The organism is Neoroseomonas soli (assembly GCF_018129065.1).
GTDB classification, from domain to species: Bacteria; Pseudomonadota; Alphaproteobacteria; order Acetobacterales; family Acetobacteraceae; genus Neoroseomonas; species Neoroseomonas soli.
The window spans coordinates 66,537-89,453 of the sequence record NZ_JAAEDM010000007.1 but is presented as its reverse complement, the minus strand read 5'-3'; the positions used below and the strand labels follow the sequence as shown (position 1 = coordinate 89,453).

The following is a 22,917-nucleotide window of genomic DNA, read 5'->3' as shown; positions in this document are numbered from 1 at the left end:
GGGGCCCACCCGAAGTTCAGCTGTGATGGCGCATGACATGGGGGGCGCAATCGAACCCGAATATTCGTTTCCGTAACGGAGAGAAGGCGAGCATGGCATCTTCCGCGGGCCGCAACGCATGGCGAAGGGGCCGAAAGCAGCGGGCTCTCGCCGCACTCCAGAGAACTTCGCTCCCCCCTGAACAAATACCGCCGTGCCACCGGAGGCTCAGCGACCGAAGTCCAACAGCCGTCGCGACTGCACCGATGCCGGCAGACCGATAAGACCGCCCTTCCATCACGCAGGCGCAACTCTCACGCCTTGGCGGGAGATTCGCGCATAATGCCATCACACGGGCGTCATGCTGCAGGCCGCGGCCAATGTATTGGCGTGGCCGCGTTGTGGCATGTTCCTTGCTGCTTTTTCCCGGCATCTCCTGGCATGACAAGGGGGAGCGGGAGTGGGATGCCGCGCGCGGCATGACGCAGAACCACAGGGAGACGGACATGGTCAGTCGCAGAAACGTGCTTCTCTCGGCCGTCGGCGTGCTGACCACCTCCGGTGGCGCTTTCGGGCAGGGCCGCGCGCGGGAGATCCGCGTCGGCGTCTCGCAGGATGCCCTGACCCTCGACCCGGCCAACCACCGCAATCGCGAAACGCAGACCGTCATCCGCAACATCCATGATGGGCTGCTGACGCGCGATGCCGACATGCGCATCCAGCCCGAAATCGCGGAATCCTGGCGCCAGATCGACGCCAGGACCTACGAGTTCCGCCTCCGCTCCGGCGTCCGCTTCCACTCCGGCGACGTGCTCACCGCCGACGACATCAAGTTCACCTTCGACCGGCTGGCGAAGAACAATGCGATGAGCGGGCAGACCAGCCCGCGCAAGGGCCTGCTTGGCCCGCTCGAAGACACCGTCGTCGTGGATGAACGTACGGTGCGCATGGTGCTGGGCGAACCCTGGCCCATCCTGCCCGCCATGATCCCCTTCCAGGAGGTGGTGAACCGCCGCCAGTTGGAGCGCGTCGGGCAAGACGGCATGCAGACCCGACCCGATGGGTGCGGCCCCTTCAGGCTCACCGAGTGGCGCCGCGGGGAGGCGGTCATCCTGGAACGCTTCGCCGAATACTACGGCGGCAGCACCGAAATTCCCGTCGCCGGCCCGGCGCAGATCGATCGCGCCATCTTCCGCATCGTGCCGGAGAACAGCGCCCGCATCGCCGCGCTGCTGGCTGGCGAACTCGACATCATCAGCGAATTGCCCGCCTCCGCCATGCGGCAGGTCGAGGCGTCCCGCAACGCGCAGGTGATGAAGGTGAATGGCACGCGCAGCTTCTTCGTCGCGCTGAACCTGGCGAAGAAGCCGCTCGACGACGTGCGCGTGCGGCGCGCACTGAACCATGCGCTCGACAAGGGTGCGATCATCTCCCGCATCCTCAACAACACCGCGACCCCGCTGCGCGGCGTGATGAGCCCGGATGCCCTGGGCTTCAACGCCGACCTGCCGGAATACGGGCATGACCTCGCCCGCGCCCGCGCCCTGCTGGCGGAGGCCGGTGTCGCGCCGGGCACGGAACTGGTCATCGACACCACCGCCGCGCTGAAGGAGATCGCGGAGGCCATCGCCGCCCTGCTCTCACGCACCGGCCTGCGCGTACGCGCCCAGGTCTGGGAAGGCGCCGTGCTCAACCCGATGTGGCAGAACGCCGAACGCCGGCGCGACCGCGACATGTACCTGACATCCTGGGGCAACGGCGCGCTGGATCCCTCCGACATCATGGTGCCCACGCTTCGCACCGGCGGCCGCGGCAATGCCGCCGGCTTCAGCAATGCCGAGGTGGACCGCCTGCTCGATGCCGCGGAGACCGAGGCCGAACAGGCGAAGCGCGCCGACATGTACAAGCGCGCACAGGCCATCGTGACCGAGCAGGCGCCCTGGATCTTCCTCTGGCTGCCGCAGGATATCTATGGCGTCGCCCGACGCGTGCAGAACTGGCGCCCGCAGGCCGACAGCCGCATCAACCTGCATCGCGTGCGGGTGGCTTGACCGCCTCCCGCCTGCTGGAGCGCCTGCTCCAGACCCTGCCGGTGCTCTTCGGCGTCAGCCTGATCGTCTTCCTGATGATCACGCTGACGCCCGGCGACCCGGTGGAAATCATGCTGGCGGACAGCCGCGCGACACCGGAACAGGCAGCGCAGTTGCGGGCCGACCTCGGCCTCGACCGGCCGCTGCCGCAGCGCTTCCTGGTCTTCCTCGGCAATGCGCTGACCGGGGATTTCGGCATATCCTTCTTCCATCGCCGCCCGGTCCGGGACGTGATCGCGGAACGGCTGCCGGCGACCATCGAATTGACGCTGGCGGCCATCCTGCTGGCCATCGCGGTCGCCATCCCGCTCGGTGTCATCGCGGCGGTGAAGCGGGATACTTGGCTCGACCGCGCGCTGACGGCGCTGTCGCTGTTCGGCGTCTCGCTGCCGGGATTCTGGTTCGGCCTCCTGCTGATCCTGCTGTTCGCCGTGCAGCTCGGCGTCTTCCCGGTGGGTGGGCGCACGGATTTCGACCTCGAGGTCGCGCGCGTCACCGGCTTCCTGCTGATCGACAGCGTGATCGCGGGGCGGCCGGATGCCTTCCTCGCGGCGCTGCGCCACCTGGCGCTGCCCGCCATCACCCTCGGGCTGCCGACGGCGGCGCTGCTGACGCGCGTGGTGCGCAGCGCGATGGCGGAGGTGCTGACCTCCGACTACGTGCTGTTCGCCGAGGCCAAGGGCCTGTCGCGCCGCCGCGTGCTGCTGCGCCACGCGCTCAAGAACGCGCTGATCCCGGTGGTGACGGTCGCGGCCATCGAGACCGGCTCGCTGCTCGGCGGCAACATGATCGTGGAGACGGTGTTCGGCTGGCCAGGCCTCGGCCGGCTGGTGGTCGAGAGCATCTTCGCGCGCAACTACCCGCTCGTGCAGGCGGCGGTGCTGCTCTACGCCGTCACCTATGTGATGCTGAACTTCACGGCGGATCTGCTCTACACCGCGCTCAACCCCAAGGTGCGGCTGTGAGCGCGACGGTGGCCGAGGAGGTCCCCGTCTCCCCGCTGCGGCTCGGGCTGGAGCGCTTTGCACGCAACCGCACGGCCGTCGTCGCCTCCGGGCTGATCCTGCTGTTCATCCTCGGCGCGCTCGCCGCGCCGCTCATTGCGCCACACGACCCGGCGGATGCGGACCTGTTTCGCCGCCTGCAGCCACCGGCCTGGCAGGAGGGAGGCGAATGGGCCTTCCCGCTCGGCTGCGATTCCCTCGGGCGAGACATACTCTCGCGCCTGCTCCATGGCGCGCGCGTCTCGCTGCTGGTCGCCGCACTCGTCATCGGCATCGCCGCGGTGATCGGCACGCTGGCGGGGCTGACTGCCGGCTACCTGCGCGGCTGGGCCGATACGCTGATCTCGCGGCTGGTGGATACGCTGCTGGGCTTCCCCTACCTCGTCTTCGCGATCGGGCTGATGGCGATGATGGGGCCGGGATTGCACAACATCATCCTGGTGCTGATCTACAAGGAGTGGGTCTTCTCCTGCCGCGTGGTGCGCGGGGAGACGCTCGCGGCACGCGAGCAGGACTATGTGGAAGCCGCCCGCGCCCTCGGCTGCGGCACGCGCCATATCATGCTGCGGGAGATCCTGCCGAATGTGCTTTCTCCCGTGCTGGTCGTGGCCACCTTCCGCATGGCCTATGTCATCATCATGGAGGCTTCGCTCTCCTTCCTCGGCCTCGGCGTGCAGCCGCCGACGCCGTCCTGGGGATCGATGGTGGCGGATGGGCGGGACTTCCTGGTCGATGCGTGGTGGGTTTCGACGCTGCCGGGGCTGGCCATCCTCGCGCTCGTGCTCTCCATCAACCTGGCGAGCCAGGGGTTGCGTGATGCCTTCGATCCGCGGCTACACCACGCATGAGCGCGCCCGATGATCGGAGCGCCGGAGGGCGCGGAGATCTGAATCGGCCGCGCCCGGGAAGCGCGCCCGATGATCGGAGCGCCGGAGGGCGTGGAGATCTGAATCGGTCACGCCCGGCAAGCACGCCGCTGCTCAGCGTACGCGGATTGCGCACGGTCTTCCCGACACGCCGCGGCCCGGTTGCGGCGGCCGATGGCGTGGACCTCGATATCGCCGCCGGCGAGGCGCTCGGCGTCGTGGGCGAGAGCGGCTCCGGCAAGAGCGTGACCTTTCTTTCCGTCCTCGGCCTGCTGCGGCCACCGGGGCGGATCGAGGCGGGCGAGATCCTGTTCGATGGGCGCGACCTGCGCCGCGTTTCCCGCGCTGAACTGCGCGCGCTGCGTGGCCGGCACATGGCGCTCGCCATGCAGGATGCGCTGTCCGCGCTCAACCCGGCCTTCACCATCGGCCAGCAGCTGATCGAGACACTTGAAGCCCATGGGTTGGCGGCGAATACGCGCGAACAGGCCGCGGCGGCGCTCTCGCGCGTGGGCATCCCCTCCGCCGCCGAGCGGCTGGACGACTACCCGCACCAATTCTCCGGCGGTATGCGCCAGCGGGCGATGATCGCCATTTCGCTCGCCGCACGTCCACGGCTGCTGGTGGCGGACGAGCCGACGACCGCGCTCGACGTGACGCTGCGCGCGCAGGTGCTGGACCTGCTGGACGAGTTGCGGGAGCAGGACGGGCTGGCCCTGGCGCTGATCACCCATGACCTTGCCGTCGTGGCGGAACGCTGCCCGCGCGTGATGGTGATGTATGCCGGCCAGGTGGTGGAAAGCGGGCCGACCGCCCAGGTCGTCGCTCGCCCGCTCCACCCCTACACGCGCGGCCTGCTGGAAAGCCTGCCGAGGCTGGAAGACCCGGATCGCCCGCTGCACCCCATTCCGGGCCAGGTGCCGGACCTCGCACGGCTCGATGGTGGCTGCCGGTTCCGCAATCGCTGTTCCATGGCCATTTCCGCCTGCGCGGGACCGACGCCGCTGGCAGACCTCGGCGGCGGGCGCGCCTCGCGCTGCCTGCGCGCGGCGGAGGTATCGCCATGACGCTGCTGGTGGAGGCCCGCGCGGTCGAGCGTCGCTTCGACATTCCGCCGTCGCTGCTCGACCGTCTTCGCAACCGCCCCGGGCGCGTGCTGCACGCCGTCTCCGGCGTGGACCTCACGCTGGCGCGCGGTGAGACGCTCGGCCTGATCGGCGAAAGCGGCTGCGGCAAATCGACCCTCGGCCGACTGCTGCTTCGCCTGCATGCGCCGACCGGCGGGCAGGTGGTGTTCGACGGGCAGGACATCACGCGCCTGCCGGAAGCCGCGCTCCGTCCCTTGCGCCGGCGCATGCAGATCATCTTCCAGGACCCCTACGCCTCACTGAACCCGCGGCGGACGGTGCGGGAGATCCTCGCCTTGCCGATCGCGCTGCACGGGGGGCTGAAGGGCGCGGCGGCGGAATCGCGCATACTGCCGATGCTCGACCGCGTCGGGCTCGCGCGGCAGCACCTCGACCGCTACCCGCACCAGTTCTCGGGCGGGCAACGCCAGCGCATCGGCATCGCCCGCGCACTGATCCTGAAGCCGGACTTCGTGGTGTGCGATGAACCTGTCTCGGCACTCGACGTCTCCGTGCAGGCGCAGGTGCTGGCGCTGCTGCGGGAATTGCGCGACGAACTCGGCCTGACGCTGCTCTTCATCTCGCACGACCTCGCGGTGGTGGCGCATCTCGCGAGGCGCATCGCGGTGATGTATCTCGGCCGGGTGGTGGAGGAAGGGGCGCGTGATGCGGTCACGACCCGCCCTGCCCATCCCTACACCCGCGCGCTGCTGGCCGCCGTGCCGCGCATCGGCGCACCGGGGGAGAAAGGGGCGCGCGCGCCGATGGGCGACCTGCCCTCTCCGCTCGCGCCGCCACCGGGCTGCGCCTTCCATCCGCGTTGCCCACTGGCCGGGCCGCGTTGTTCGCGGGAGGCGCCACGGATCGTGAGCCTCGGGGATGGACATCGCGCAGCGTGCCACCTTCATGATGGAGGCGTCGCGTGAGCGCATTGCTCGTGACCCTGCGCGGCGATGCGCGCGCGCGTGGTCGCGGCCAGGCGACCGCCTGCCCTGACCAGGCCGACGCCGTCCGGTCCGCCATCCGCGGCCGATTGGCCGAGGCGCCGGCGCGGACGCCGCGCATGGCGCGCTTCCTCGACGCACAATGGGACGCGACGCTGCGCCACACCCCCGAGGCGCTGGAGGAGATCACCGGCATTGCCGAAGGCTTCTCCCTTGCCCCGGAGGTGGTGTTCGACTTCCTGCATCTCGGCTGCCTCGCGGATATCGCCGCGGCGCCGGCCGACACGGATGGCTGTTCGGCCCTTGCGCTGCGTGGCGTCGTCGCGAAGAACCGCGACTTCCGGCCCGAGCATGCCGGGCTGCAGCGCGTCTTCCAGCACGAGGACCCGGCCTGGGGCGGTAGGCGCGTACTCTGCCTCGGTTCGCTCGGCGCGCCGGGGGCCTGGTCCTCGGGGTTGAACAGTGACGGGCTCGCGCTGGCCGACACGCAGATCCCCACGGCCGACCACGGGCCGGGAGTGCTGCGCTATTTCCTGATGACGCGACTTCTGTTCGCCTGCGCGACGGTGGAGGAAGCCCTGTCCACCATCAGGGACCTGCCGCATGCGGGTGGCGGCAGCCTGGTGCTGGGCGACGCATCCGGCGCCGCGGCGGCTGTGGAGCTGCGGCACGGGCGCGTGGATGTCGCGCGCGGCGCGTGGGTGGCACGCACCAACCACTACACCGCCGCGCCGGATCCGCTGTCGCCCGTGGCCCATTCGGAAGGGCGCCTCGCCGTGCTGAGGGCGGCGCTGGAGCAGGACCCGGCACGCGACCCGAGGCCGCTGCTCGCGACCCATGCCCCCGTCGCGCTCTGTCGCCATGCGCCAGACCCGTCGCCCACCCTGGCCGGCGCGGTGTGGGACTGCGGGGCGCGCCTCGCCACCATCGCAGCCGGACCGCCCTGCAGCGCCGCATGGGTGCGATTCGAGCCGGATGAGCAGGGATGGCGCGAAATTCACGCGCCGGCGTAAACTCCACGCCAGTGGAGGGGCGCGCGCCCATGGCCTACGACGACCTTCTCGGCGAACACGAAAGCATCCGCGCGGTGCGCGACCTGGTGGCGCGCATCGCCGTGAGCCCCGCCCGCACCGTGCTCCTGTATGGGGAGACGGGGACCGGCAAGGGCCTCGTCGCGCGCATGCTGCACCGCCTTTCCGCGCGGCGGGACCAGCCCTTCGTCGACGTGAACTGCGCCGCGATCCCCGCCAGCCTCATGGAAAGCGAGTTGTTCGGGCATGAGCGCGGCGCATTCACCGGCGCCGCCGGCGCGAAGCCCGGGCTGATCGAGGCCGCCAGCGGCGGCACGCTCTTCCTCGATGAGATCCGGGAGATGGACCTGCAACTGCAGGCGAAGCTGCTGACCATGCTGGACACCCAGCGTTTCCGCCGCCTCGGGGCGGTGAAGCAGACCGCCGCGGATGTGCGTTTCGTCACCTCGACCAACCGCATCCTGCTGTCGGAGGTGAAGGCAGGCCGCTTCCGTGACGACCTGTACTGGCGGCTACAGGTGGTGCCGGTGAACATCCCGCCGCTGCGTGCGCGCGGCGACGACGTGCTGCTGCTGGCCGAATCCTTCCTGCGCCACCACGGGGGGCGCTGCGGGCGGGTGATCCGCGGCCTGGAGCCGCGCGTGGCCGAGGTGTTCCGTCGCTATTCCTGGCCTGGCAACGTCCGCGAGCTGGAGAACCTGATCGAGCGCATCGCCATCCTCGAGACCGAGGACCATGTGCTGGTGCGCCACCTGCCGGACCGCATCCTGCGTGAGGTCGAAGGCCGCGCGGCGCCATCCCTGCCCGGGGGGGCGGAGGTGCCGTCGCTGGACCTCGGCTTCCACGGCGCCACCGACCGCTACCAGAAGGCGCTGATCGAGACGGCGCTGCGCGAGGCCGGCGGCAGGCATGGCCGGGCGGCGGTGCGGCTCGGCCTGTCCCGCCACGCCTTGCGGCACCGGATGCAGAAGCTCGGCATGGCGGTGCCCGCCTGAACTGGCACGGGGCGTGCAATGCCATGGGCGACGCGCCAGCAAAGGCCAGAAAACATGACCGAGGTCACCATCCTCTGCCCGACCGGGCATCTCGGCTTCACGCCGCTCGAGAAGGATTCCTTCCTCGCGGGCTGCGAACTGAAGCCGGATTTCATCATCGCCGATTCCGGCTCCTGCGATATCGGACCCTATCCGCTCGGTGCCGACGGGCAGGCGAGCCCGGCGGCTTGGCAGAAGCACGACCTCGAGGTGATGCTGCTCGCCGCGCGCCGGCTCGGGGTGCCGATGATCATCGGCTCGGCTTCCGACACCGGGACGGATCGCGGCGTCGCGCAGTATGTCGCGCTGATGCAGGAGATCGCGGCCGAGCACGGCCTCGCCCCCTTTCGCCTCGCGGCCATCGAGTCCGAGCTGAAGCCGGCGGCCGTGCGCGAGATGCTGCGTGCCGGTACGCCGATCCATGGCCTCGACGGCCGGCCGGAGGCGGATGACGCGCTGCTCGCGCGGACCGACCGCATCGTGGCCGTGATGGGTGGCGAGCCGATCGCCGCGGCACTGGCGGGCGGCGCGGATGTGGTGATCGCCGGGCGTGCCAGCGACTGCGCGCTGTTCGCGGCGCCGCTGCTCAATGCCGGCATGTCGCCGGCCACCGCGTACTACGCCGGCAAGCTGATGGAATGCGCCTCCTTCTGCTGCGAGCCCTTCATGGGCAAGGAGAGCATCTACGGCCAGATCCGCGAGGACGACATCCGCGTCACCGCCATGCATCCCGGCCAGCGCTGCACGCCCGCCTCGCTGGCGAGCCACGCCATGTACGAGCGCCGCGACCCGTTCCGCGAATACGTCGTCAGCGGCCACGTGGACATGAGCGAGTGCCGCTACGAGCAGGTGGCGGAGAAGACGACACGCGCCACCGGGCCTCGCTTCGTGCCCTCCGCGACGCCGATGGTGAAGCTGGAAGGCGCGGGCAAGGTCGGCGAGCGGCGCCTCGCCGTCGTCGGCATGCGCGACCCGTACATGATCCAGAACATCGACAAGGCGATCGCCTGGGCGCGCGCGCGCCTCGCCGAGCGCTTCGGGAAGCCCGAGGAAGCCGGGTGGCAGGTCTTCTACCACCTCTATGGTCGCGACGGCGTCATGGGGCCGATGGATCCGACACCGCCGGCCCAGCCGCACGAGATCGGCGTCGTGGTGGAAACGCTGTGCCAGGATGGCAAGCGTGCCGAGGAGATCTGCGCGCTCGCCGCCCGCAACCTGTTCTACGCCCGCCTGCCCGAGGTGAAGGGCACCGCGGGCGCCGCCGCGCTGATGTCGGACGAAGTGCTAACCGGCAAGCCCGGCTACGAATGGACGCTGAACCACGTCATGCCGGTGAAGGATCCCATGGAGCTGTTCCGCACGCGCTTCCTGACCGTGGACGGCACCGCCCGGAGGGCCGCGTGATGGAACGCCGCAACATGCTGACGCTGCGCGACCTGGCCTCGACCATCCGCAGCAAGAATGCGGGCGTGGACCACATCACCTTCGACATCATCTTCAAGGAGCGGGTGAATTTCGAGAAGGTGCGCGACGCGAAGGTGCTGTCCCCCGCCATCGTGGCGGAGCTGCTGCGCATCCCTGAAAGCCGCGTGACGGACTTCGTGGTGTTCGAACCGGCCAATGCGATCAAGTTCACGATCCGACGCGAACGCCCATCCGGCAGTCCGGGGGAACGGGACGTCTTCGGGTCGCAGCAATACGCACCGCTGTTCGACGTCGAGGTTCCATAGGACCGGATGCACCCGGTTGCGCTGTGCACGCGGACCCGAGGTTGTCGTGTTGCCCGCATGCTCCTCGCGGCGACCGGCAAAGGAGGTGCCGGCGCGCGTCATTGTGATGGGCGTTCACCGCGTGGCGACCGGGCTTCCCACGCTGGAGGAGCGTAGCAATCCCAGGCTCACAGAGCCGATCAGGATCAGCGGCACCTCACTGCAACGGCCGGACGGGAGGTGGATGCCTCCCGGTGAGCCAGCCTCCATCGACCGCGACGACCTCGCCGGAAACGAAGGACGCATCGGTGGAGGCGAGGAATGCGATGACCGCCGCGACTTCCTCCGGCTGGCCAGCGCGCCGCAATGGCGTCGCATGCAGCATGGCGCTTTGATAGTAGCTGTCATGATGCAGTCGATCGCGCGTCATGGCGGTCTCGATAAGCCCGGGTGCCACGGCGTTGACGAGTATGCCCTCGGGCGCGAGATCGGCGGCGAGTTGTCGCGTCAGCTGCGCAACGCCCGCCTTCGCCACGGCATAGGGCGTGGAACCCGGGTAGCCCGCAATGCCAAAGACCGAGGCGACATTGACGATCCGCCCGCCGGGACGTGTCAGATGCGGCATGGCGGCGCGCGTCATCTTCAGCACTGCCGTCAGATTTGTGTCGATGATGCGTGAAAGCAGCGCATCGTCACACTCCGCAAGCGGCCGAGAACCGCTGATGCCGGCATTGTTCACGAGGATGTCGAGACGCCCGAAGCGGTCGAGCGCTTCCTGCACCGATCGCTCGCCCGCATCCTGAGCCGTGATGTCGAGGCGAAGGGCGGCGGCACCGAGTTCCGCAGCGCGCGCGACAACCTCTTCATCCCGATCCACAAGGAGCACGGAGGCACCTTCCCGCGCGAGGCGCGCCGCGGTCGCCGCGCCAATGCCCCGGGCCGCGCCCGTCACAATCGCCGCCCGCCCCGTGAAGCGTCCTGCGGTCATGCATCCTCCAGAGTAAGGTGGCGCCGGACCATATCGGTCGCATTGCCGAGCGCTTCCGTGTCGCCGGTCCAGACGATCCGTCCTTCGTCGATGACGGCGTGCCGATCCGCAACGGCCCGGCAGACCTCGAGGCTCTGCTCGACCAGGAGCATCGGCAGGCCATTGGCCTTCAGCTCCTTCAGCAGCCCCACCAGGCGCTCCACGATGACGGGCGCCAGCCCTTCGGTCGGCTCGTCCAGCAACAGCAGCTTCGGTCCCGGCATCAATGCGCGGGCAATGGCGAGCATCTGCTGCTCGCCACCGGACAGCTTCCCGCCCGGCGTGCGCCGACGCGCCGCCAGCGCGGGAAACATGGTCATGGCCGTGTCGAAGGTCCAAGGCGAACCCCGCCGCGCCGCCAGGCGGAGATTCTCCTCCACGCTCAGCGCAGCGAAGATTCCGCGATGCTCCGGCACGAGTGAAAGGCCGAGACGCGCCACCGCATGTGGCGGCATGCCGCGCAGATCCCGCCCGGCGAAGGTGATGCGTCCCTGCGCGGGGGCAAGGAGCCCGGCGATGCAACGCATCGTGGTCGTCTTGCCCGCGCCGTTGCGCCCAAGCAGGGCGACGGTCTCGCCATCCGCGACTGAGAGGGAGACACCGTGCAGGACGCGGCTCTTCCCGTAGCCTGCCTCCACGGCGTCCAGTTCCAGGAGCGCGCTCACATTCCCGATCCCAGATAGGCTTCTCGCACCGCCGCGTCGCTCCGGATCATGGCGGGTGCCCCCTCGGCAATCGGCCGTCCCTGCGCGAGCACGGTGATACGATCGGAGATATCGAGCACGACACGCATGTTGTGCTCGATCAGCACGACGGTCCGCGCGGGAACGAGGTCGTGTATCATTTCCTTGGTGCGGTGGATGTCGTCGATACCCATGCCAGCCAGCGGTTCGTCGAGGAAGATGATGCGCGGATCGGCGGCGAGCGCCATGCCGATCTCGAGAGCCCGCTGGCCACCGTGCGAGAGGTCCCCTGCGCGCCAGTCCGCGCGCGCGGCGAGGCCGGCCTCATCGAGAAGCGCCGCGACCTTCTCCCGCGACGGGGTGCGGGCCCGCCAGAACACCCAGGGCTCGGCGCCCGACACCGCCTGCACGGCCAGCCGCAGGTTCTCGGCCACCGTCAGGTCGGCAAAGATGTTGGTCACCTGGAAGGACCGCGCCATGCCGAGGTGAACGCGCCGATGCGCCGGCAGCCGCGTCACGTCCCGGCCGGCCAGGACGATGCGGCCCTCGCTTGGCGCAATGCGTCCGGTCAGAACGTTGAACAGCGTGGTCTTGCCGGCTCCGTTCGGCCCGATGACGGCATGAAGCGATCCGGCCGCGACGTCCAGGACCACCTCCGACAACGCACGGAAGTCGCCGAAGCGGACGCCGAGCCCGCGGGCCTCGAGCAGCGTCTCAGCCATGACCCCGTCCCCGCAGGCGGTGCAGCGCAGCGGCCGCTCCCCCCCACAACCCGTCGCGCAGGAACAGCACGATGGCGATCAGCAGGAAGCCGATCAGCATCAACCAGCGCGGCCAGAGGGTCGAGAGCCAGTCCGCCATCACGACATAGAAGCCGGCGCCGACGAAGGCGGCGCCCGGCGCGCCCGCGCCGCCGATGATCGCCATGATCAGCAACCGCTCGCTCATCTCGAGTTCGATGACGTTGGGCGGCGCGAAGCCAAGGAACACCGTGTGCATCGCACCTGCCAGTCCGGCCAGCAGGCCGGCGAGCGCGAAGGCCGCGACCTTGAAGCGGCGAACGTCGTAGCCAAGCGCCTCGGCGCGCGGCTCGTTCTGGCGGATGGCGCGCAGCACCGAGCCGAAGGGCGATGCGCCGACGCGCTGCACCAGCAGGTAGGCGGCGAAGGCGAGCACGGCGAGGAAGGCGTAGATCGCCTCCGACCCCGACAGCGCGCCCATGCCGGCAAGGAGCGGCGGTCGCGGCACGCCGGTCAGCCCGTTCTCACCCCCCGTCACGTGGTTCAGGGCGAGCATGGCAAAGTAGCCCATCTGCGCGAAGGCGAGGGTCAGCATGACGAAGTAGACGCCGTGCCGCCGCACGGCGAGCAGGGCGATGAGCCCCGCCCCGATGGCGGAAGCGCCAGCCGCGATTGCCACGGCTGGCAGCGTCGCAAGGCCGTGATCCTTCAGCAGCACGGCCGAGACATAGGCACCGATCCCGAAGAACAGCCCTTGCCCGAAGGAGAGCAGTCCGACCATGCCGAGCAGGAAGGCACAGGACAATGCCGCCACCGAGAAGACCAGGACTTCCGAGGCCAGTGTGACGGACGGCAGGACGAACGGAAGCGCGACGAGCGTCGCGGCGATGCCGACCGTGCTGGCGTCAGGGAAGCGTCCCCCTTCGCGAAAGGCACTCATGCACGCCCCATGAGGCCAGCCGGGCGCACCAGCAGAACCAGAGCCATGGCGCCGTAGATCATCAGCCTTGCGCCTTCGGGCCAGAGGCTGCTCATGACACTCTGAACGACGCCGATCAGCAGACCGCCGAGCAGCGCGCCCGTGAAGGAGCCGATGCCGCCCACCACCACGACGACGAAGGCGATGCCCAGGGCTTCCAGGCCCATGAAGGGCTCCACGCCGCGCAGCGGCGCGGCCAGCGCGCCGGCCAGGCCGGCCAGCGCGCCGCCGAGGGCGAAGGCCCCGAGGAACACACGATGCACGTCGATGCCGAGCAGGCTGACCATCTCCGTGCTTTCCGATCCTGCGCGCAGGATCGCGCCGAAACGCGTGCGCTCCAGCGCGAACCAGAGCAGCACCGCCACGGCGGCAGAGACGGCGACGACCGCCAGCCGGTAGGCCGGATAGACGAACGGCCCGAGGAAGACGATGCCGGAGAGGAAGTCTGGCACCGGCACGTTCTTGGCGAGTGGATCGAAGACCAGGATCACCCCTTCCTGCACGATCAGCGCGACCGCGAAGGTGATGAGGATCTGCGCCTCATGCGGCATGGCGTAGGTGTGGCGGAGCAGTAGCCGCTCCGCGACCACCGCCAGCAGCGCCGCCGCCAGTGGCCCGAACAGCAGGGCCCAGAGCATGGACCCCGTCGCCTGGCTGACGACGTAGGCCGCGTATGCCGCGACGAGGTACAGCGCCCCGTGCGCGAAGTTCACGAAGCGCATCAGGCCGAAGATCATCGTCAGCCCGACCGACAACAGGAAGTAGATCATCCCGATGCCGATGCCGTTCAGCAGCTGGAAGACGAGAACCTGACCCGACACGCCCGCGCTTCCCCTTCAGGTCATCCGGCAGCCGGTGCGCTCCGGCGGCTGGAACGCCTTGGTTCCGGCAACCACCTCGGCGAAGTCGGCCGGGTCGCGCATTGCGGAGCGCGCCTTGCCCAGCATCAGGTAGTAGTCCTTGATCACCTGATGGTCCTCGGCGCGGATCAGTTCCGTGCCGGTCGGGCCCTCATAGGAAAGTCCCTCGAGCGCGCGGATCAGCGCCGGGATCTCCGTGGAACCTGCCTTGTTGGCGCCTTCCACCAGCATCTGCGCCACCGCCCAGCCGCAGGCCTGCAGGTAATTGGTCGTGCCGTTGGTCTTCTGGCGCACCACCTGCTGCACCACGCGGTTCCCCGGCGCTTCCACGCCGTGCCAGTAGTTCACGCCGAAGTAGACACCTTCGCAGATGTCCGGTCCCCAGGCCTGGAACTGGTCGAGCCCGGTCGACCACGGTACGACGATCTTCACGTTGCGCTTCATGCCGAAGGACACGGCCTGGCGCAGCACGTCGAGCGTCTGGTTGCCGAAGTTGCAGATGGCCAGCACGTCCGGCCGCGCCGAGATGGCGGCGGTGATGTAGCCGGAATACTCGCGCTCGCTCAGCGAGTGGTACGAATTCCCGATGTGCTGGTGGCCGGCGTCCTGCAGCACGGACTTCAGGTTGGTCAGCAGGCTCTCACCGAACACATACTGGCCGGTGATGGTGTACCAGCGCTTCGCGTTGGCGTTGCGTTCGATGAAGGGGCGCACCGTCGCGTTGATGGCGGTGAAGCTCGCACCAGGCCAGCGGAAGGATGCGCGGTTGCACTCCGATCCCGTGGCCTCGTCGGCCCCGGCCATGTGGATGTAGACGCCACCGCGGGCGTGCACTTCCTTCGCGACCGCGAGCGCGATGGCCGAGGTCGTGCAGCCGACGATGTGCTTCACGCCCTGGCCCATCGCTTCCTGCACGCGGCGCACGGCGCGGCCCGGATCGCCCTGGTCGTCCAGCAGCGTGTAGTTGATGCGTTGCCCCGCGGCGTTGCCGTAGTGCTCGAAGGCCCACTGGGTGCCCTTGTTGAGCAGGTCGCCGACATTGGCGAAGGTGCCGGACAGCGAGTAGACGCCCGCCACCTGCAATTGTCCGCCCTGCGCCCGCGCCAGGGAGGGAACTGCCAGCATCCCCGCGCTGGCCCCGAACAACGTCCTGCGTCGCATCATCGTTCCACTCTCCCTTTTTATGCCGCGGGGGCGCGCGCGGCGCGGGCCCGCTTTTCCAGCCACCAGCCCCAGGCCGGCGGCCATCCCCCGAAGCCCGGATCGGCTCCGAGCGCCTGGGCCGCGTGCAATGCCCAGTGCGGATTGAACAGCACCTCGCGCCCGAGTGCCACGATGTCCGCGCGGCCTTCCCGGATCACGCTCTCGGCGTAGGCGGGCGTGCGGATCAGCCCGACGGCGATCGTCCTGACGTCGGCCTCGCGCCGGATGCGCTCGGCGAAGGGCACCTGATAGCCTTCCTCGCGCCGGACCATCTTCGTCGTCGTGCGTTCCCCGAGACCGCCGGAGGAGCAGTCGACGAGGTCGACGCCGCGCGCCTTCAACTCGATCGCGGCCGCCACGCTGTCGTCGAGGGTCCACCCGCCCGGCTGGTCATCGACGCAGGACAGGCGGACCGACAGCGGCAGCCCGGACGGCCAGGCCGCACGCACAGCCTCCGTGATCGCCAGCAGGAAGCGCATCCTTCCCGCCAGGTCGCCACCCCAGCGGTCGTCCCGCCGGTTGCCGATCGGCGAGAGGAAGGAGTGGATGAGATAGCCGTGCGCCGCATGAATCTCGAGAAAGCGGAAGCCCGCGGCCACCGCGCGCCGCGTCGCCGCATGGTAGGCGTCGATGGTCTGCGCGATCGTGTCCTCATCCATCGCCGCGGGCGTGTGCCAGCCCGCATTGGCGGGAACCGCGCTGGCGGCAAGCGTCGTCCAGGGCGGGGATCCGCGCGCGGCATCCTCCGCCGTCAACGGATTGTAGCCTTCCCACGGGCGCCCGACACTGCCCTTGCGGCCGGCATGAATGAGTTGCGTCGCCGGCACCGCGCCGGCCGCCGCCAGCTTCGCCACAATGGGCTTCAGGGCCTCGCCCTGGGCGTCGTTCCACAGGCCGAGGTCGTGCCAGGTGACCCGCCCCTCGGGCGAGACGGCGAGCGCCTCGGTCATCACCGTGCCGGCGCCGCCGATCCCCTGCCGGCCGTAATGCTGCGCGTGGAAGGCGTTCGGCAGGCCGTCGGTACCCGCCATGTACTGCTGCATCGGCGAGATCATGATGCGGTTGCGCAGCGTGACCTCGCCCAGCTTGATCGGGCTGAACAGGGCGCTCTCCGTCATCCGGCAAATCCCATCTTGTCGCGGGCCCAGGCCCAGGTAATGCCGAGCGCGATGGCTGGCTTGCGCAGCGCATGCCAGGGTATCGGCGAAACGTCGGTGCGCGGAAGCGGGGTCTCGGTGCCGGCATGGACGCGCCGCGCCAGCCATTCGCCCATCAGCGTTCCCATGGCGACGCCGCGGCCGTTGTAGCCGATGCCGATGAAGAGCCCGGGCTGCGGTTCGTGCACGCGTGGAAGGCCGTCGAGCGTCAGCGCCACCTGGCCCGACCAGCGATGGGTGATCGGCAGCGACGCGGCTTCCGGGTAGAGCCGCGCGAGGGCCCCGTGCAGGGCATTGAACAGGCTCTCGCGTTCCTCATCCCCCGCCGCACCGCGCCCGCCGAGGACGAGCCGTCCGTCCGGCGAGCGCCGGAAGTAGAAGGCCAGCCGCCGCGTTTCCGAGACGCATTCCCCATGCGGTAGGATTCGCGCGGCCATGTCCTCGGGCAGCGGCGCGGTCGCGATCAGGATGCTCTGCACCGTCAGCAGCGTCTGCGCGAGGCCGGGCACGAGGGCGTCGCTGTAGGCATTGGTGCCGATGATGACGCTGCGGGCGCGCAGCACGCCGCCCGGCGTCTCGATCCGCCAGCCCGTGCCTTCCCGGCGCAGCGACGTGGCGGGACTGTCCGCGTGCAGCACGGCCCCGGCGGCAATGGCCGCGCGGGCCAACCCGCGCGCATAGGCCAAGGGGTTGATCGTGCCGGCGCGGCCATCGCGCCAGCCGCCGACATATTCCCGCGTGCCGATCTGCCTCGCCAAAGCGGCGGCGTCGAACATCGTCACGGGCGCGCCAGCCTGCTGCCATTCCGCGCCGCGCCGCATCACGCGCGCCAGCGCCGGCGTGGCGTGCGCCGCCTGGATCCAGCCGTTGCGCTGTGGCGAACAGCGGATGCCGTGCCTGTCGATGCGCGCAAAGACCGCATCGGCGGAAGCCCCCACAGCGCGCGCCAGGGCGGCCCCGCGCTCCTCGCCCCACTGCGCCCGCATCTCGGAAGGGTCGAGCTTGAGCCCAGGGATGACCTGCCCGCCATTGCGGCCCGAGCCGCCGAAGCCGACCTCCCGCGCCTCGAGCAGGACGACGCGCGCGCCCGCTTCCGCGAGGTTCAGCGCCGAGGACAAGCCGGTGTAGCCGCCGCCGATGACGGCGACATCGGCCGTCGCCTCACCCGCCAGCGGCGGTGCCGCGATGGCGGGCTCCTCCGCCGTCGCAGCCCAGAGCGATGAGCGGAAGCTGTCGGCGGAGCGTGCCATCGCCTCAGGCCGCGCCCGCTGCCGTCGTGACCAGCCCATCCTCGAAGTCGCGGGCCGCCGCGGCGGCATCGCGCCGGGCCGGGTCCCCGTATCCGGCGCCGCCGCCGAGCGCGAGGGTCACGATGTCGCCCCGGCGCAGCTCCATCTGGTCCTTGGAGCGCATGTCGATGCGCTGCCCGTCCCGCTGCACCTCGCACCAGCCGGTCGCACCCGGCCCGCCGCCGAACAGGCCTTCCGGGGCGCGGCGGAAACGGTCGGAATAGAGGGCGAGCTTGGTGCCGTCCTCGAGGATCTCGAAGCGGCGCACGAACCCTGCCCCGCCACGGTGCGCGCCGCCGCCCGCGCTGTCGGGGCGCAGCGCGTAGTCGGTGACGCGGAAGAACGAGAAGTCCTGGTCCATCGCCTCGACCGGCGTGTTGGAACAGTTGGACAGCGGGTTGTCCACGCCATCGCAGCCGTCGCTTTCCGCGGTCGCCCCGAAGCCGCCGCCGTAGACCTCGAGATAGACCGACCACCCGTGTTGCCGGAGATGCGACAGGCAGAAGGACGTGGTGGTGTCGAAGCCGGGGGCGATGACGCGTTCAGGGACCGCCTTGGCGAGCGCCTTCATGACCGCGTTCCAGGCACGCGAGCAGGCTTCCATGCGGGCCCGCACCGGCGCCGGGTGGCGCGGGTTCAGCAGGGAGCCGTGCGGCGCCTCGACGTCGATCGGGCGCATGGCGCCGTCGTTGAACGGAATGTCCGGGCTGGTCAGCGCCGCCTTGATGGCCGACACCGTGGCCGAGACCGTCGAGGCGAAGGGCGCGTTGAGGTTGGTCCGCACCTGCGGCGAGGTGCCGGTGAAGTCCACCGAGATGGATTCGCCCTTCACCGTGACGGTGGCACGCACCGGCAGCGGCGTATCGCTGATGCCGTCGTCATCCACTGCGTCCTCGCCGACGTAGACGCCGTCAGGAACCGCGGCGATGGCGGCGCGCATGCGCGTCTCGGAATAGTCCTGCAGCGCGGCCATCGTGGCGCGCACCTTGTCCACGCCGTAACGCTTCGCGAGTTCCTGCACCCGCAGCACGCCGATGGCGTTCGCGGCCATCTGCGCGTCGAAGTCGCCCATGGTCTGGTGCGGCACGCGGACATTCGCGCGCAGCAACCGCTCGAAGCCGCCGCCGTGCCAGTCGCGTTCGAGCTCGATCTTCATCGGCGGGATGATCAGCCCCTCCGAGTAGACGTCCATCGCCGCCGGGTTCAGGCCCGGGCTGCCGCCGCCGAGGTCGAGGTGGTGCGCCACCGACGCGGCGAAGCCGATCACCTCCCCGTCCACATGGATGGGATGGAAGATGAAGACGTCCTGCAGGTGCTGGCCGCCGGAATAGGGGTCGTTGATGAAGAGCACCTCGCCCGGCTTCAGCGTCTGGGGCGGGAACATCGCGGCGCAGGGGCCGAAGATCCGGCCGATGGTGCCGAGCTGCATCGGGATGAGCTCCGCCTGCGCCACCGTCTGGCCACGCGCGTCGAGCAGCGCGGCGGAGCCGTCCCGCGCCTCGCGCAGGATGGTGGAATAGGCGGACCGGATCAGCTTCGCGCCCATCTCCCGCGCGGCGGCGATGAGCGACTGGCTGAGGATGGCGTATTCGACGGGGTCGAGGCGCATCACGCGGTCCTCCGCAGGATCAGGTTGCCGGCCTCATCGCGCCGTGCGCTCCATCCCTCGGGCACCCAGGCGGTCGAGGAATAGCCTTCGATCAGTGCCGGCCCGGCAATGGCGCCGGAGAAGGTCGCGGCCGGCACCAGCTTCGCTTCGAGCGTGCGCCCGTCGGCGGCGCGGATCGGCGCGGTGCCGGTGCGGTCCGCACCGTCGCGTTCACGGACCTCGGGCAGCGTGTCGAGCCGCCGCCGCACGCTGTAGCGCAGGGAGACGATCTCCGCCTTGCGGCCGGGCTCGCCGCCATGGAGGTAGACGCGGCGATGCGCAGCCGTGAAGCGCTCGGCCAGGTCGGCGGCTGTCAGCCCCTGCAGCGCGGCCTCCTCGATCGCCACCGGGATCTCGAAGGCCTGGCCGACGAAACGCATGTCGGCCTCCAGCGCGTATTCGAGCCCGCCGTCGAGACCGAGGTCACGGAATTCCGCTTCCGCCGCGCTGCGCAGCGCGGCCTCAGAGGTGCGCAGCGCGTCCGGCGCCGCCCCGTCGAGCATCATGCGCCGCGTGACGCCGTAGACCTTCACGTAGTCCGCCGACAGCAGGCCAAGCGCGGATATGACGCCCGGATTGGGCGGCACCAGGATTTCGGAAATGCCGAGTTCGTCCGCGATCTCGGCCGCCAGGAGGGGCCCGGCGCCGCCGAAGGGCACCAGCGCGTAGTCGCGCGGATCGCGCCCGCGTTCGGTGGAGACCAACTGGATGGCGCGCACGATGTTCGCGACCGCCAGGCGGATCGCCGCCGCCGCCGCGCCTCGCACATCGGTGCCGAGTTTCGCCGCGACCTCCTGGAAGGCGCGGTGCGCCGCATCGGCATCGAGGCTCATCGTGCCGCCGAGGAAGCTCTCTGGCCGGATGGTGCCGCGCACCACATGCGCATCCGTCACGGTCGGCAGCGTGCCGCCACGGCCGTAGCAGGCAGGGCCCGGATCCGCACCGGCGCTGCGCGGGCCGACGCGCAGCATGCCGCCTTCGTCGATCCAGACGAGGCTGCCGCCACCCGCGCCCACCGAGACGATGTCGAGCACCGGCGTGCGGATCGGCAGGCCGTCAACCTCCGTCTCCGGCGCCAGCGCGGCCTCACCGCCCTGCACCAGGGAAACGTCCGTGGAGGTGCCGCCCATGTCGAAGGTGATGAGGTCGCCGCGCCCCGAGCGCCCGGCCTGGCGGATGGCGCCGACCACGCCCGCGGCCGGGCCACTGAAAAGGGCGGTGATGGCGTTGCGCCGCATGGCAACCGCCGGCAGACGCCCGCCATTCGACTGCATGACGCTGAACCGCCCGGCGAAGCCGGCGCCCGCGAGTTTGTCGCCGAAGCGATCGAGGTAGCCGTCGATCACCGGCTGCACATAGGCGGAAAGCACGGTGGTCGAAGCGCGCTCGAACTCGCGGAATTCCGGGGCGATGGCGTAGCTCGGCGCGATGCGCACATCCGGCAGCGCGGCGCCGATCAGCTCCGCCAGTCGCATCTCGTGGGCCGGCGATGCGTAGGAGGACAGCAGGCAGATCGCGACCGCCGCATAGCCACCTGCGGCGAGCGCGGGGATCAGGTCCCGCACGATCCCGCCCTCGTCGAGCGGCAGCACCACGTTGCCCTGCGCATCAAGGCGTTCCGTCACCTCGAAGCAGTCGCGCCGGCGCACCGGCGGCGCCGGCTTGGCGTAGCGCAGGTCATAGATGCTGCGGCGGTCGTGGCGCTGCAGGAAGAGGATGTCGCGGAAGCCGCGGGTCGTGACGAACGCGATCTTCGCGCCGCGGCGCTCCAGGATGGCGTTCGTCGCGACTGTCGAACCGTGCACCAGGTCGGTGACAGCCGCCGGCGGGATGCCGCCCGCGACCAGCGCATTGAAAGCGCCGACATCGGGGCTGCGCGGCGTGCTCGGCACCTTGGTGACGATCGCCCGGCTGCCATCCAGGGCAACCAGATCGGTGAAGGTTCCGCCCACCTCAATGCCGACCCGCATGGTTTTCCTTCCGCACCTCCGATTTTCGACGCTATGGTAGTCATGGGACGGTCACATTCAGCAAGAGTGAAAATTGGACCCTGGAATTTTCAATGAATGAGGTGACCCGGCCCGGCCTCGGCGAGGATGCCCAGGCGCTGGCCGACATCGGCCGGCGGCTGCGTGACCTCCGACGACGGCGAGCCCTGACGCTTCAGGCGCTGTCGGAGGAAAGCGGCGTGTCCACCGGGATGCTCAGCCAGATGGAGCGCGGCGTCTCCGCGCCTTCCATCCGCACGCTGCAGCGCGTGGCCGAGGCACTGGAAGTGCCGATCAGCTGGTTCTTTTCCGATGGGCCAAGTTCGTCCGGCGCGCCCGCCTGGGTCCTCCGGCGCTCCGATCGTCGAACGCTGTCGCTCGGCACCAACGGTGTGACGAAGGAACTGCTGGTGCCGGCGGGCGAGGGCAGCATCGAGTTGCTCTATGTCACGATCGAACCCGGCGGCTCGTCCGGTCCCACCCCCTACACGCATGTCGGGGAGGATGCGGGCATGGTCCTCGAAGGCAGCGTGAAGCTCGAGGTGGATGGCGAGACCTGCCTGCTCGGTGCCGGCGACGCCTTCCGCTTCAAGAGCACGCTGCCACATCGCTTCGAAAATTCGGGGCCGCTGCGCGCGGTCGTGCTCTGGGCCGTGACGCCGCCGTTCTACTGAGTGCCCGTGCGTCTTTGACAGGTCTCGCGCGCGGGACCTACCGTTCGCTTGATGTCTTCGTGCAATGGAGCGGCTTCCACGCGGAAGCGCCAGCGACTGTCGGAGGACGAGGCCGTGACGGATGGAGCGCAATTCGCCGGGCGCGTCGGCCTGGTGACCGGAGCCGCATCGGGCCTCGGTCGCAGCGTCGCGACGGGCCTCGCCGCATCGGGTGCACGCCTTGTCCTGATGGACCGCGACGCGGACGGGCTGAAGGACACGGCGATGCACTGCCCCGGCGCGATGGTCGTCGCCGGCGACGTCTCACGAGGCGCCGACATGGAACGGGCGGCGGATGCGCTGGATGCGCTCGGCCCTGTCTCCCTGCTCGTCACCGCTGCCGGAATTCTCGGGCCCACCGTCCCCCTCGCGGATGTCACGGAGGAGGCGTGGGATCGCCTCTTCGCGGTCAACGTCAAGGGAACCTGGCTGGCGCTGAAGCACGTCCTGCCGCGCATGATCGCTGGCAGCGGCGGGGCGGTGGTGACGCTGGCCTCCGGCGCGGGGCTCGCGGGCAATGCCACCTTTCCCGCCTATTCCGCGAGCAAAGGCGCCGTGGTGCTGATGACGCGCAGCGTTGCCGCCAGCCACACCGCGCAGGGCATCCGTGCCAATTGCGTATGCCCCGGCCCGATCGAGACGCCGATGCTGCGCGAAACCTTCGCCTCCGCCGGCGACTGCGCCGCGGATCGCGAGGTCTTCTTCCGCGCGCGCAATCCGATGGGGCGCTTCGGCACGCCGGAGGAGGTGCGCGCGGCCGTGCTGTTCCTGCTCGGCGACGCTGCCTCCTACATCAATGGTGTCGCGTTGCCGGTGGATGGCGGCCGACTTGCATGAACGTCCAGC

Annotated in this window: 21 protein-coding genes; 11 read left to right on the top strand and 10 right to left on the bottom strand. The window is 69.9% G+C overall.

The features are described 5' to 3' along the window. Positions 1-485: 485 nt before the first annotated feature. From GXW76_RS04720 to GXW76_RS04680, 9 genes are all read left to right on the top strand, one after another. On the top strand, positions 486-2,030 hold the full coding sequence (locus GXW76_RS04720) for an ABC transporter substrate-binding protein (protein ID WP_211860833.1): 1,545 nt from the start codon (positions 486-488) through the stop codon (positions 2,028-2,030). Then, positions 2,027-3,034, top strand: a complete 1,008-nt coding sequence (locus tag GXW76_RS04715) for an ABC transporter permease (protein WP_211860832.1) — start codon at positions 2,027-2,029, stop codon at positions 3,032-3,034. The genes GXW76_RS04720 and GXW76_RS04715 overlap by 4 nt, the downstream gene beginning before the upstream one ends. Further along, a complete protein-coding gene (locus GXW76_RS04710; protein ID WP_211860831.1) occupies positions 3,031-3,921 on the top strand; it encodes an ABC transporter permease in 891 nt (296 codons plus the stop codon). Before GXW76_RS04715 ends, GXW76_RS04710 begins: the two co-directional genes overlap by 4 nt. 197 nt (positions 3,922-4,118) lie before the next feature. Further along, a complete protein-coding gene (locus tag GXW76_RS04705; protein WP_338150886.1) occupies positions 4,119-5,006 on the top strand; it encodes an ABC transporter ATP-binding protein in 888 nt (295 codons plus the stop codon). Beyond that, positions 5,003-5,992 carry an ABC transporter ATP-binding protein gene (locus GXW76_RS04700; protein ID WP_211860829.1) on the top strand — a complete coding sequence of 330 codons (990 nt, stop codon included), beginning with the start codon at positions 5,003-5,005 and terminating at the stop codon, positions 5,990-5,992. The genes GXW76_RS04705 and GXW76_RS04700 overlap by 4 nt, the downstream gene beginning before the upstream one ends. Then, positions 5,989-7,023: a C45 family autoproteolytic acyltransferase/hydolase gene (locus GXW76_RS04695; RefSeq protein ID WP_211860828.1), complete on the top strand. Its 1,035-nt coding sequence runs from the start codon at positions 5,989-5,991 to the stop codon at positions 7,021-7,023. Before GXW76_RS04700 ends, GXW76_RS04695 begins: the two co-directional genes overlap by 4 nt. A 29-nt stretch (positions 7,024-7,052) precedes the next feature. After that, entirely contained in the window at positions 7,053-8,036 is a 984-nt protein-coding gene (locus GXW76_RS04690) for a sigma-54 interaction domain-containing protein (protein WP_211860827.1), read from the top strand. Between the two features lie 54 nt (positions 8,037-8,090). Further along, complete coding sequence (locus GXW76_RS04685; protein WP_211860826.1) at positions 8,091-9,479, top strand: acyclic terpene utilization AtuA family protein; 1,389 nt, start codon at positions 8,091-8,093, stop codon at positions 9,477-9,479. Beyond that, entirely contained in the window at positions 9,479-9,805 is a 327-nt protein-coding gene (locus GXW76_RS04680) for a DUF4387 domain-containing protein (RefSeq protein ID WP_211860825.1), read from the top strand. The genes GXW76_RS04685 and GXW76_RS04680 overlap by 1 nt, the downstream gene beginning before the upstream one ends. A 196-nt stretch (positions 9,806-10,001) precedes the next feature. On the opposite strand, the gene GXW76_RS04675 is transcribed toward GXW76_RS04680, so the two are convergent. Genes GXW76_RS04675 through GXW76_RS04630 form a run of 10 tightly spaced genes read right to left on the bottom strand, consistent with a single transcriptional unit; the run spans position 10,002 to position 21,340 of the window. Further along, positions 10,002-10,772 carry an SDR family NAD(P)-dependent oxidoreductase gene (locus tag GXW76_RS04675; RefSeq protein ID WP_211860824.1) on the bottom strand — a complete coding sequence of 257 codons (771 nt, stop codon included), beginning with the start codon at positions 10,770-10,772 and terminating at the stop codon, positions 10,002-10,004. Beyond that, positions 10,769-11,476, bottom strand: a complete 708-nt coding sequence (locus GXW76_RS04670; RefSeq protein WP_211860823.1) for an ABC transporter ATP-binding protein — start codon at positions 11,474-11,476, stop codon at positions 10,769-10,771. The genes GXW76_RS04675 and GXW76_RS04670 overlap by 4 nt, the downstream gene beginning before the upstream one ends. Then, the gene (locus GXW76_RS04665) at positions 11,473-12,216 is read right to left on the bottom strand and encodes an ABC transporter ATP-binding protein (protein ID WP_211860822.1); all 744 of its coding nucleotides are present in this window, start codon (positions 12,214-12,216) and stop codon (positions 11,473-11,475) included. Before GXW76_RS04665 ends, GXW76_RS04670 begins: the two co-directional genes overlap by 4 nt. Continuing rightward, positions 12,209-13,174: a branched-chain amino acid ABC transporter permease gene (locus GXW76_RS04660; RefSeq protein ID WP_211860821.1), complete on the bottom strand. Its 966-nt coding sequence runs from the start codon at positions 13,172-13,174 to the stop codon at positions 12,209-12,211. The genes GXW76_RS04665 and GXW76_RS04660 overlap by 8 nt, the downstream gene beginning before the upstream one ends. Continuing rightward, complete coding sequence (locus GXW76_RS04655) at positions 13,171-14,034, bottom strand: branched-chain amino acid ABC transporter permease (RefSeq protein ID WP_338150885.1); 864 nt, start codon at positions 14,032-14,034, stop codon at positions 13,171-13,173. Before GXW76_RS04655 ends, GXW76_RS04660 begins: the two co-directional genes overlap by 4 nt. Before the next feature lie 15 nt (positions 14,035-14,049). Continuing rightward, positions 14,050-15,237, bottom strand: a complete 1,188-nt coding sequence (locus GXW76_RS04650) for an ABC transporter substrate-binding protein (RefSeq protein WP_211860820.1) — start codon at positions 15,235-15,237, stop codon at positions 14,050-14,052. 17 nt (positions 15,238-15,254) lie between these two features. After that, entirely contained in the window at positions 15,255-16,394 is a 1,140-nt protein-coding gene (locus GXW76_RS04645) for an NADH:flavin oxidoreductase/NADH oxidase (RefSeq protein WP_211860819.1), read from the bottom strand. After that, positions 16,391-17,683 (bottom strand): NAD(P)/FAD-dependent oxidoreductase, encoded by a 1,293-nt coding sequence (locus tag GXW76_RS04640; protein ID WP_211860818.1) that lies wholly within the window; start codon positions 17,681-17,683, stop codon positions 16,391-16,393. The genes GXW76_RS04645 and GXW76_RS04640 overlap by 4 nt, the downstream gene beginning before the upstream one ends. 4 nt (positions 17,684-17,687) lie before the next feature. Next, positions 17,688-19,331 carry a hydantoinase B/oxoprolinase family protein gene (locus tag GXW76_RS04635; RefSeq protein WP_211860817.1) on the bottom strand — a complete coding sequence of 548 codons (1,644 nt, stop codon included), beginning with the start codon at positions 19,329-19,331 and terminating at the stop codon, positions 17,688-17,690. After that, a complete protein-coding gene (locus tag GXW76_RS04630) occupies positions 19,331-21,340 on the bottom strand; it encodes a hydantoinase/oxoprolinase family protein (protein ID WP_211860816.1) in 2,010 nt (669 codons plus the stop codon). The genes GXW76_RS04635 and GXW76_RS04630 overlap by 1 nt, the downstream gene beginning before the upstream one ends. 92 nt (positions 21,341-21,432) lie before the next feature. Here GXW76_RS04630 and GXW76_RS04625 point away from each other — a divergent pair, with 92 nt between their 5' ends. Further along, the gene (locus GXW76_RS04625; RefSeq protein ID WP_211860815.1) at positions 21,433-22,032 is read left to right on the top strand and encodes an XRE family transcriptional regulator; all 600 of its coding nucleotides are present in this window, start codon (positions 21,433-21,435) and stop codon (positions 22,030-22,032) included. Positions 22,033-22,146: 114 nt separating this feature from the next. Next, the gene (locus GXW76_RS04620) at positions 22,147-22,908 is read left to right on the top strand and encodes an SDR family NAD(P)-dependent oxidoreductase (RefSeq protein WP_338150884.1); all 762 of its coding nucleotides are present in this window, start codon (positions 22,147-22,149) and stop codon (positions 22,906-22,908) included. Positions 22,909-22,917: the final 9 nt, after the last annotated feature.

What these genes read in the sequence shown, in the direction of transcription:
- GXW76_RS04720 (WP_211860833.1), top strand. Translation starts at nt 486, where the DNA reads ATGGTCAGTCGCAGAAACGTGCTTCTCTCGGCCGTCGGCGTGCTGACC.
- GXW76_RS04700 (WP_211860829.1), top strand. Translation starts at nt 5,003, where the DNA reads ATGACGCTGCTGGTGGAGGCCCGCGCGGTCGAGCGTCGCTTCGACATT.
- GXW76_RS04690 (WP_211860827.1), top strand. Translation starts at nt 7,053, where the DNA reads ATGGCCTACGACGACCTTCTCGGCGAACACGAAAGCATCCGCGCGGTG.
- GXW76_RS04685 (WP_211860826.1), top strand. Translation starts at nt 8,091, where the DNA reads ATGACCGAGGTCACCATCCTCTGCCCGACCGGGCATCTCGGCTTCACG.
- GXW76_RS04680 (WP_211860825.1), top strand. Translation starts at nt 9,479, where the DNA reads ATGGAACGCCGCAACATGCTGACGCTGCGCGACCTGGCCTCGACCATC.
- GXW76_RS04675 (WP_211860824.1), bottom strand. Translation starts at nt 10,772, where the DNA reads ATGACCGCAGGACGCTTCACGGGGCGGGCGGCGATTGTGACGGGCGCG.
- GXW76_RS04665 (WP_211860822.1), bottom strand. Translation starts at nt 12,216, where the DNA reads ATGGCTGAGACGCTGCTCGAGGCCCGCGGGCTCGGCGTCCGCTTCGGC.
- GXW76_RS04660 (WP_211860821.1), bottom strand. Translation starts at nt 13,174, where the DNA reads ATGAGTGCCTTTCGCGAAGGGGGACGCTTCCCTGACGCCAGCACGGTC.
- GXW76_RS04650 (WP_211860820.1), bottom strand. Translation starts at nt 15,237, where the DNA reads ATGATGCGACGCAGGACGTTGTTCGGGGCCAGCGCGGGGATGCTGGCA.
- GXW76_RS04645 (WP_211860819.1), bottom strand. Translation starts at nt 16,394, where the DNA reads ATGACGGAGAGCGCCCTGTTCAGCCCGATCAAGCTGGGCGAGGTCACG.
- GXW76_RS04640 (WP_211860818.1), bottom strand. Translation starts at nt 17,683, where the DNA reads ATGGCACGCTCCGCCGACAGCTTCCGCTCATCGCTCTGGGCTGCGACG.
- GXW76_RS04635 (WP_211860817.1), bottom strand. Translation starts at nt 19,331, where the DNA reads ATGCGCCTCGACCCCGTCGAATACGCCATCCTCAGCCAGTCGCTCATC.
- GXW76_RS04630 (WP_211860816.1), bottom strand. Translation starts at nt 21,340, where the DNA reads ATGCGGGTCGGCATTGAGGTGGGCGGAACCTTCACCGATCTGGTTGCC.
- GXW76_RS04625 (WP_211860815.1), top strand. Translation starts at nt 21,433, where the DNA reads ATGAATGAGGTGACCCGGCCCGGCCTCGGCGAGGATGCCCAGGCGCTG.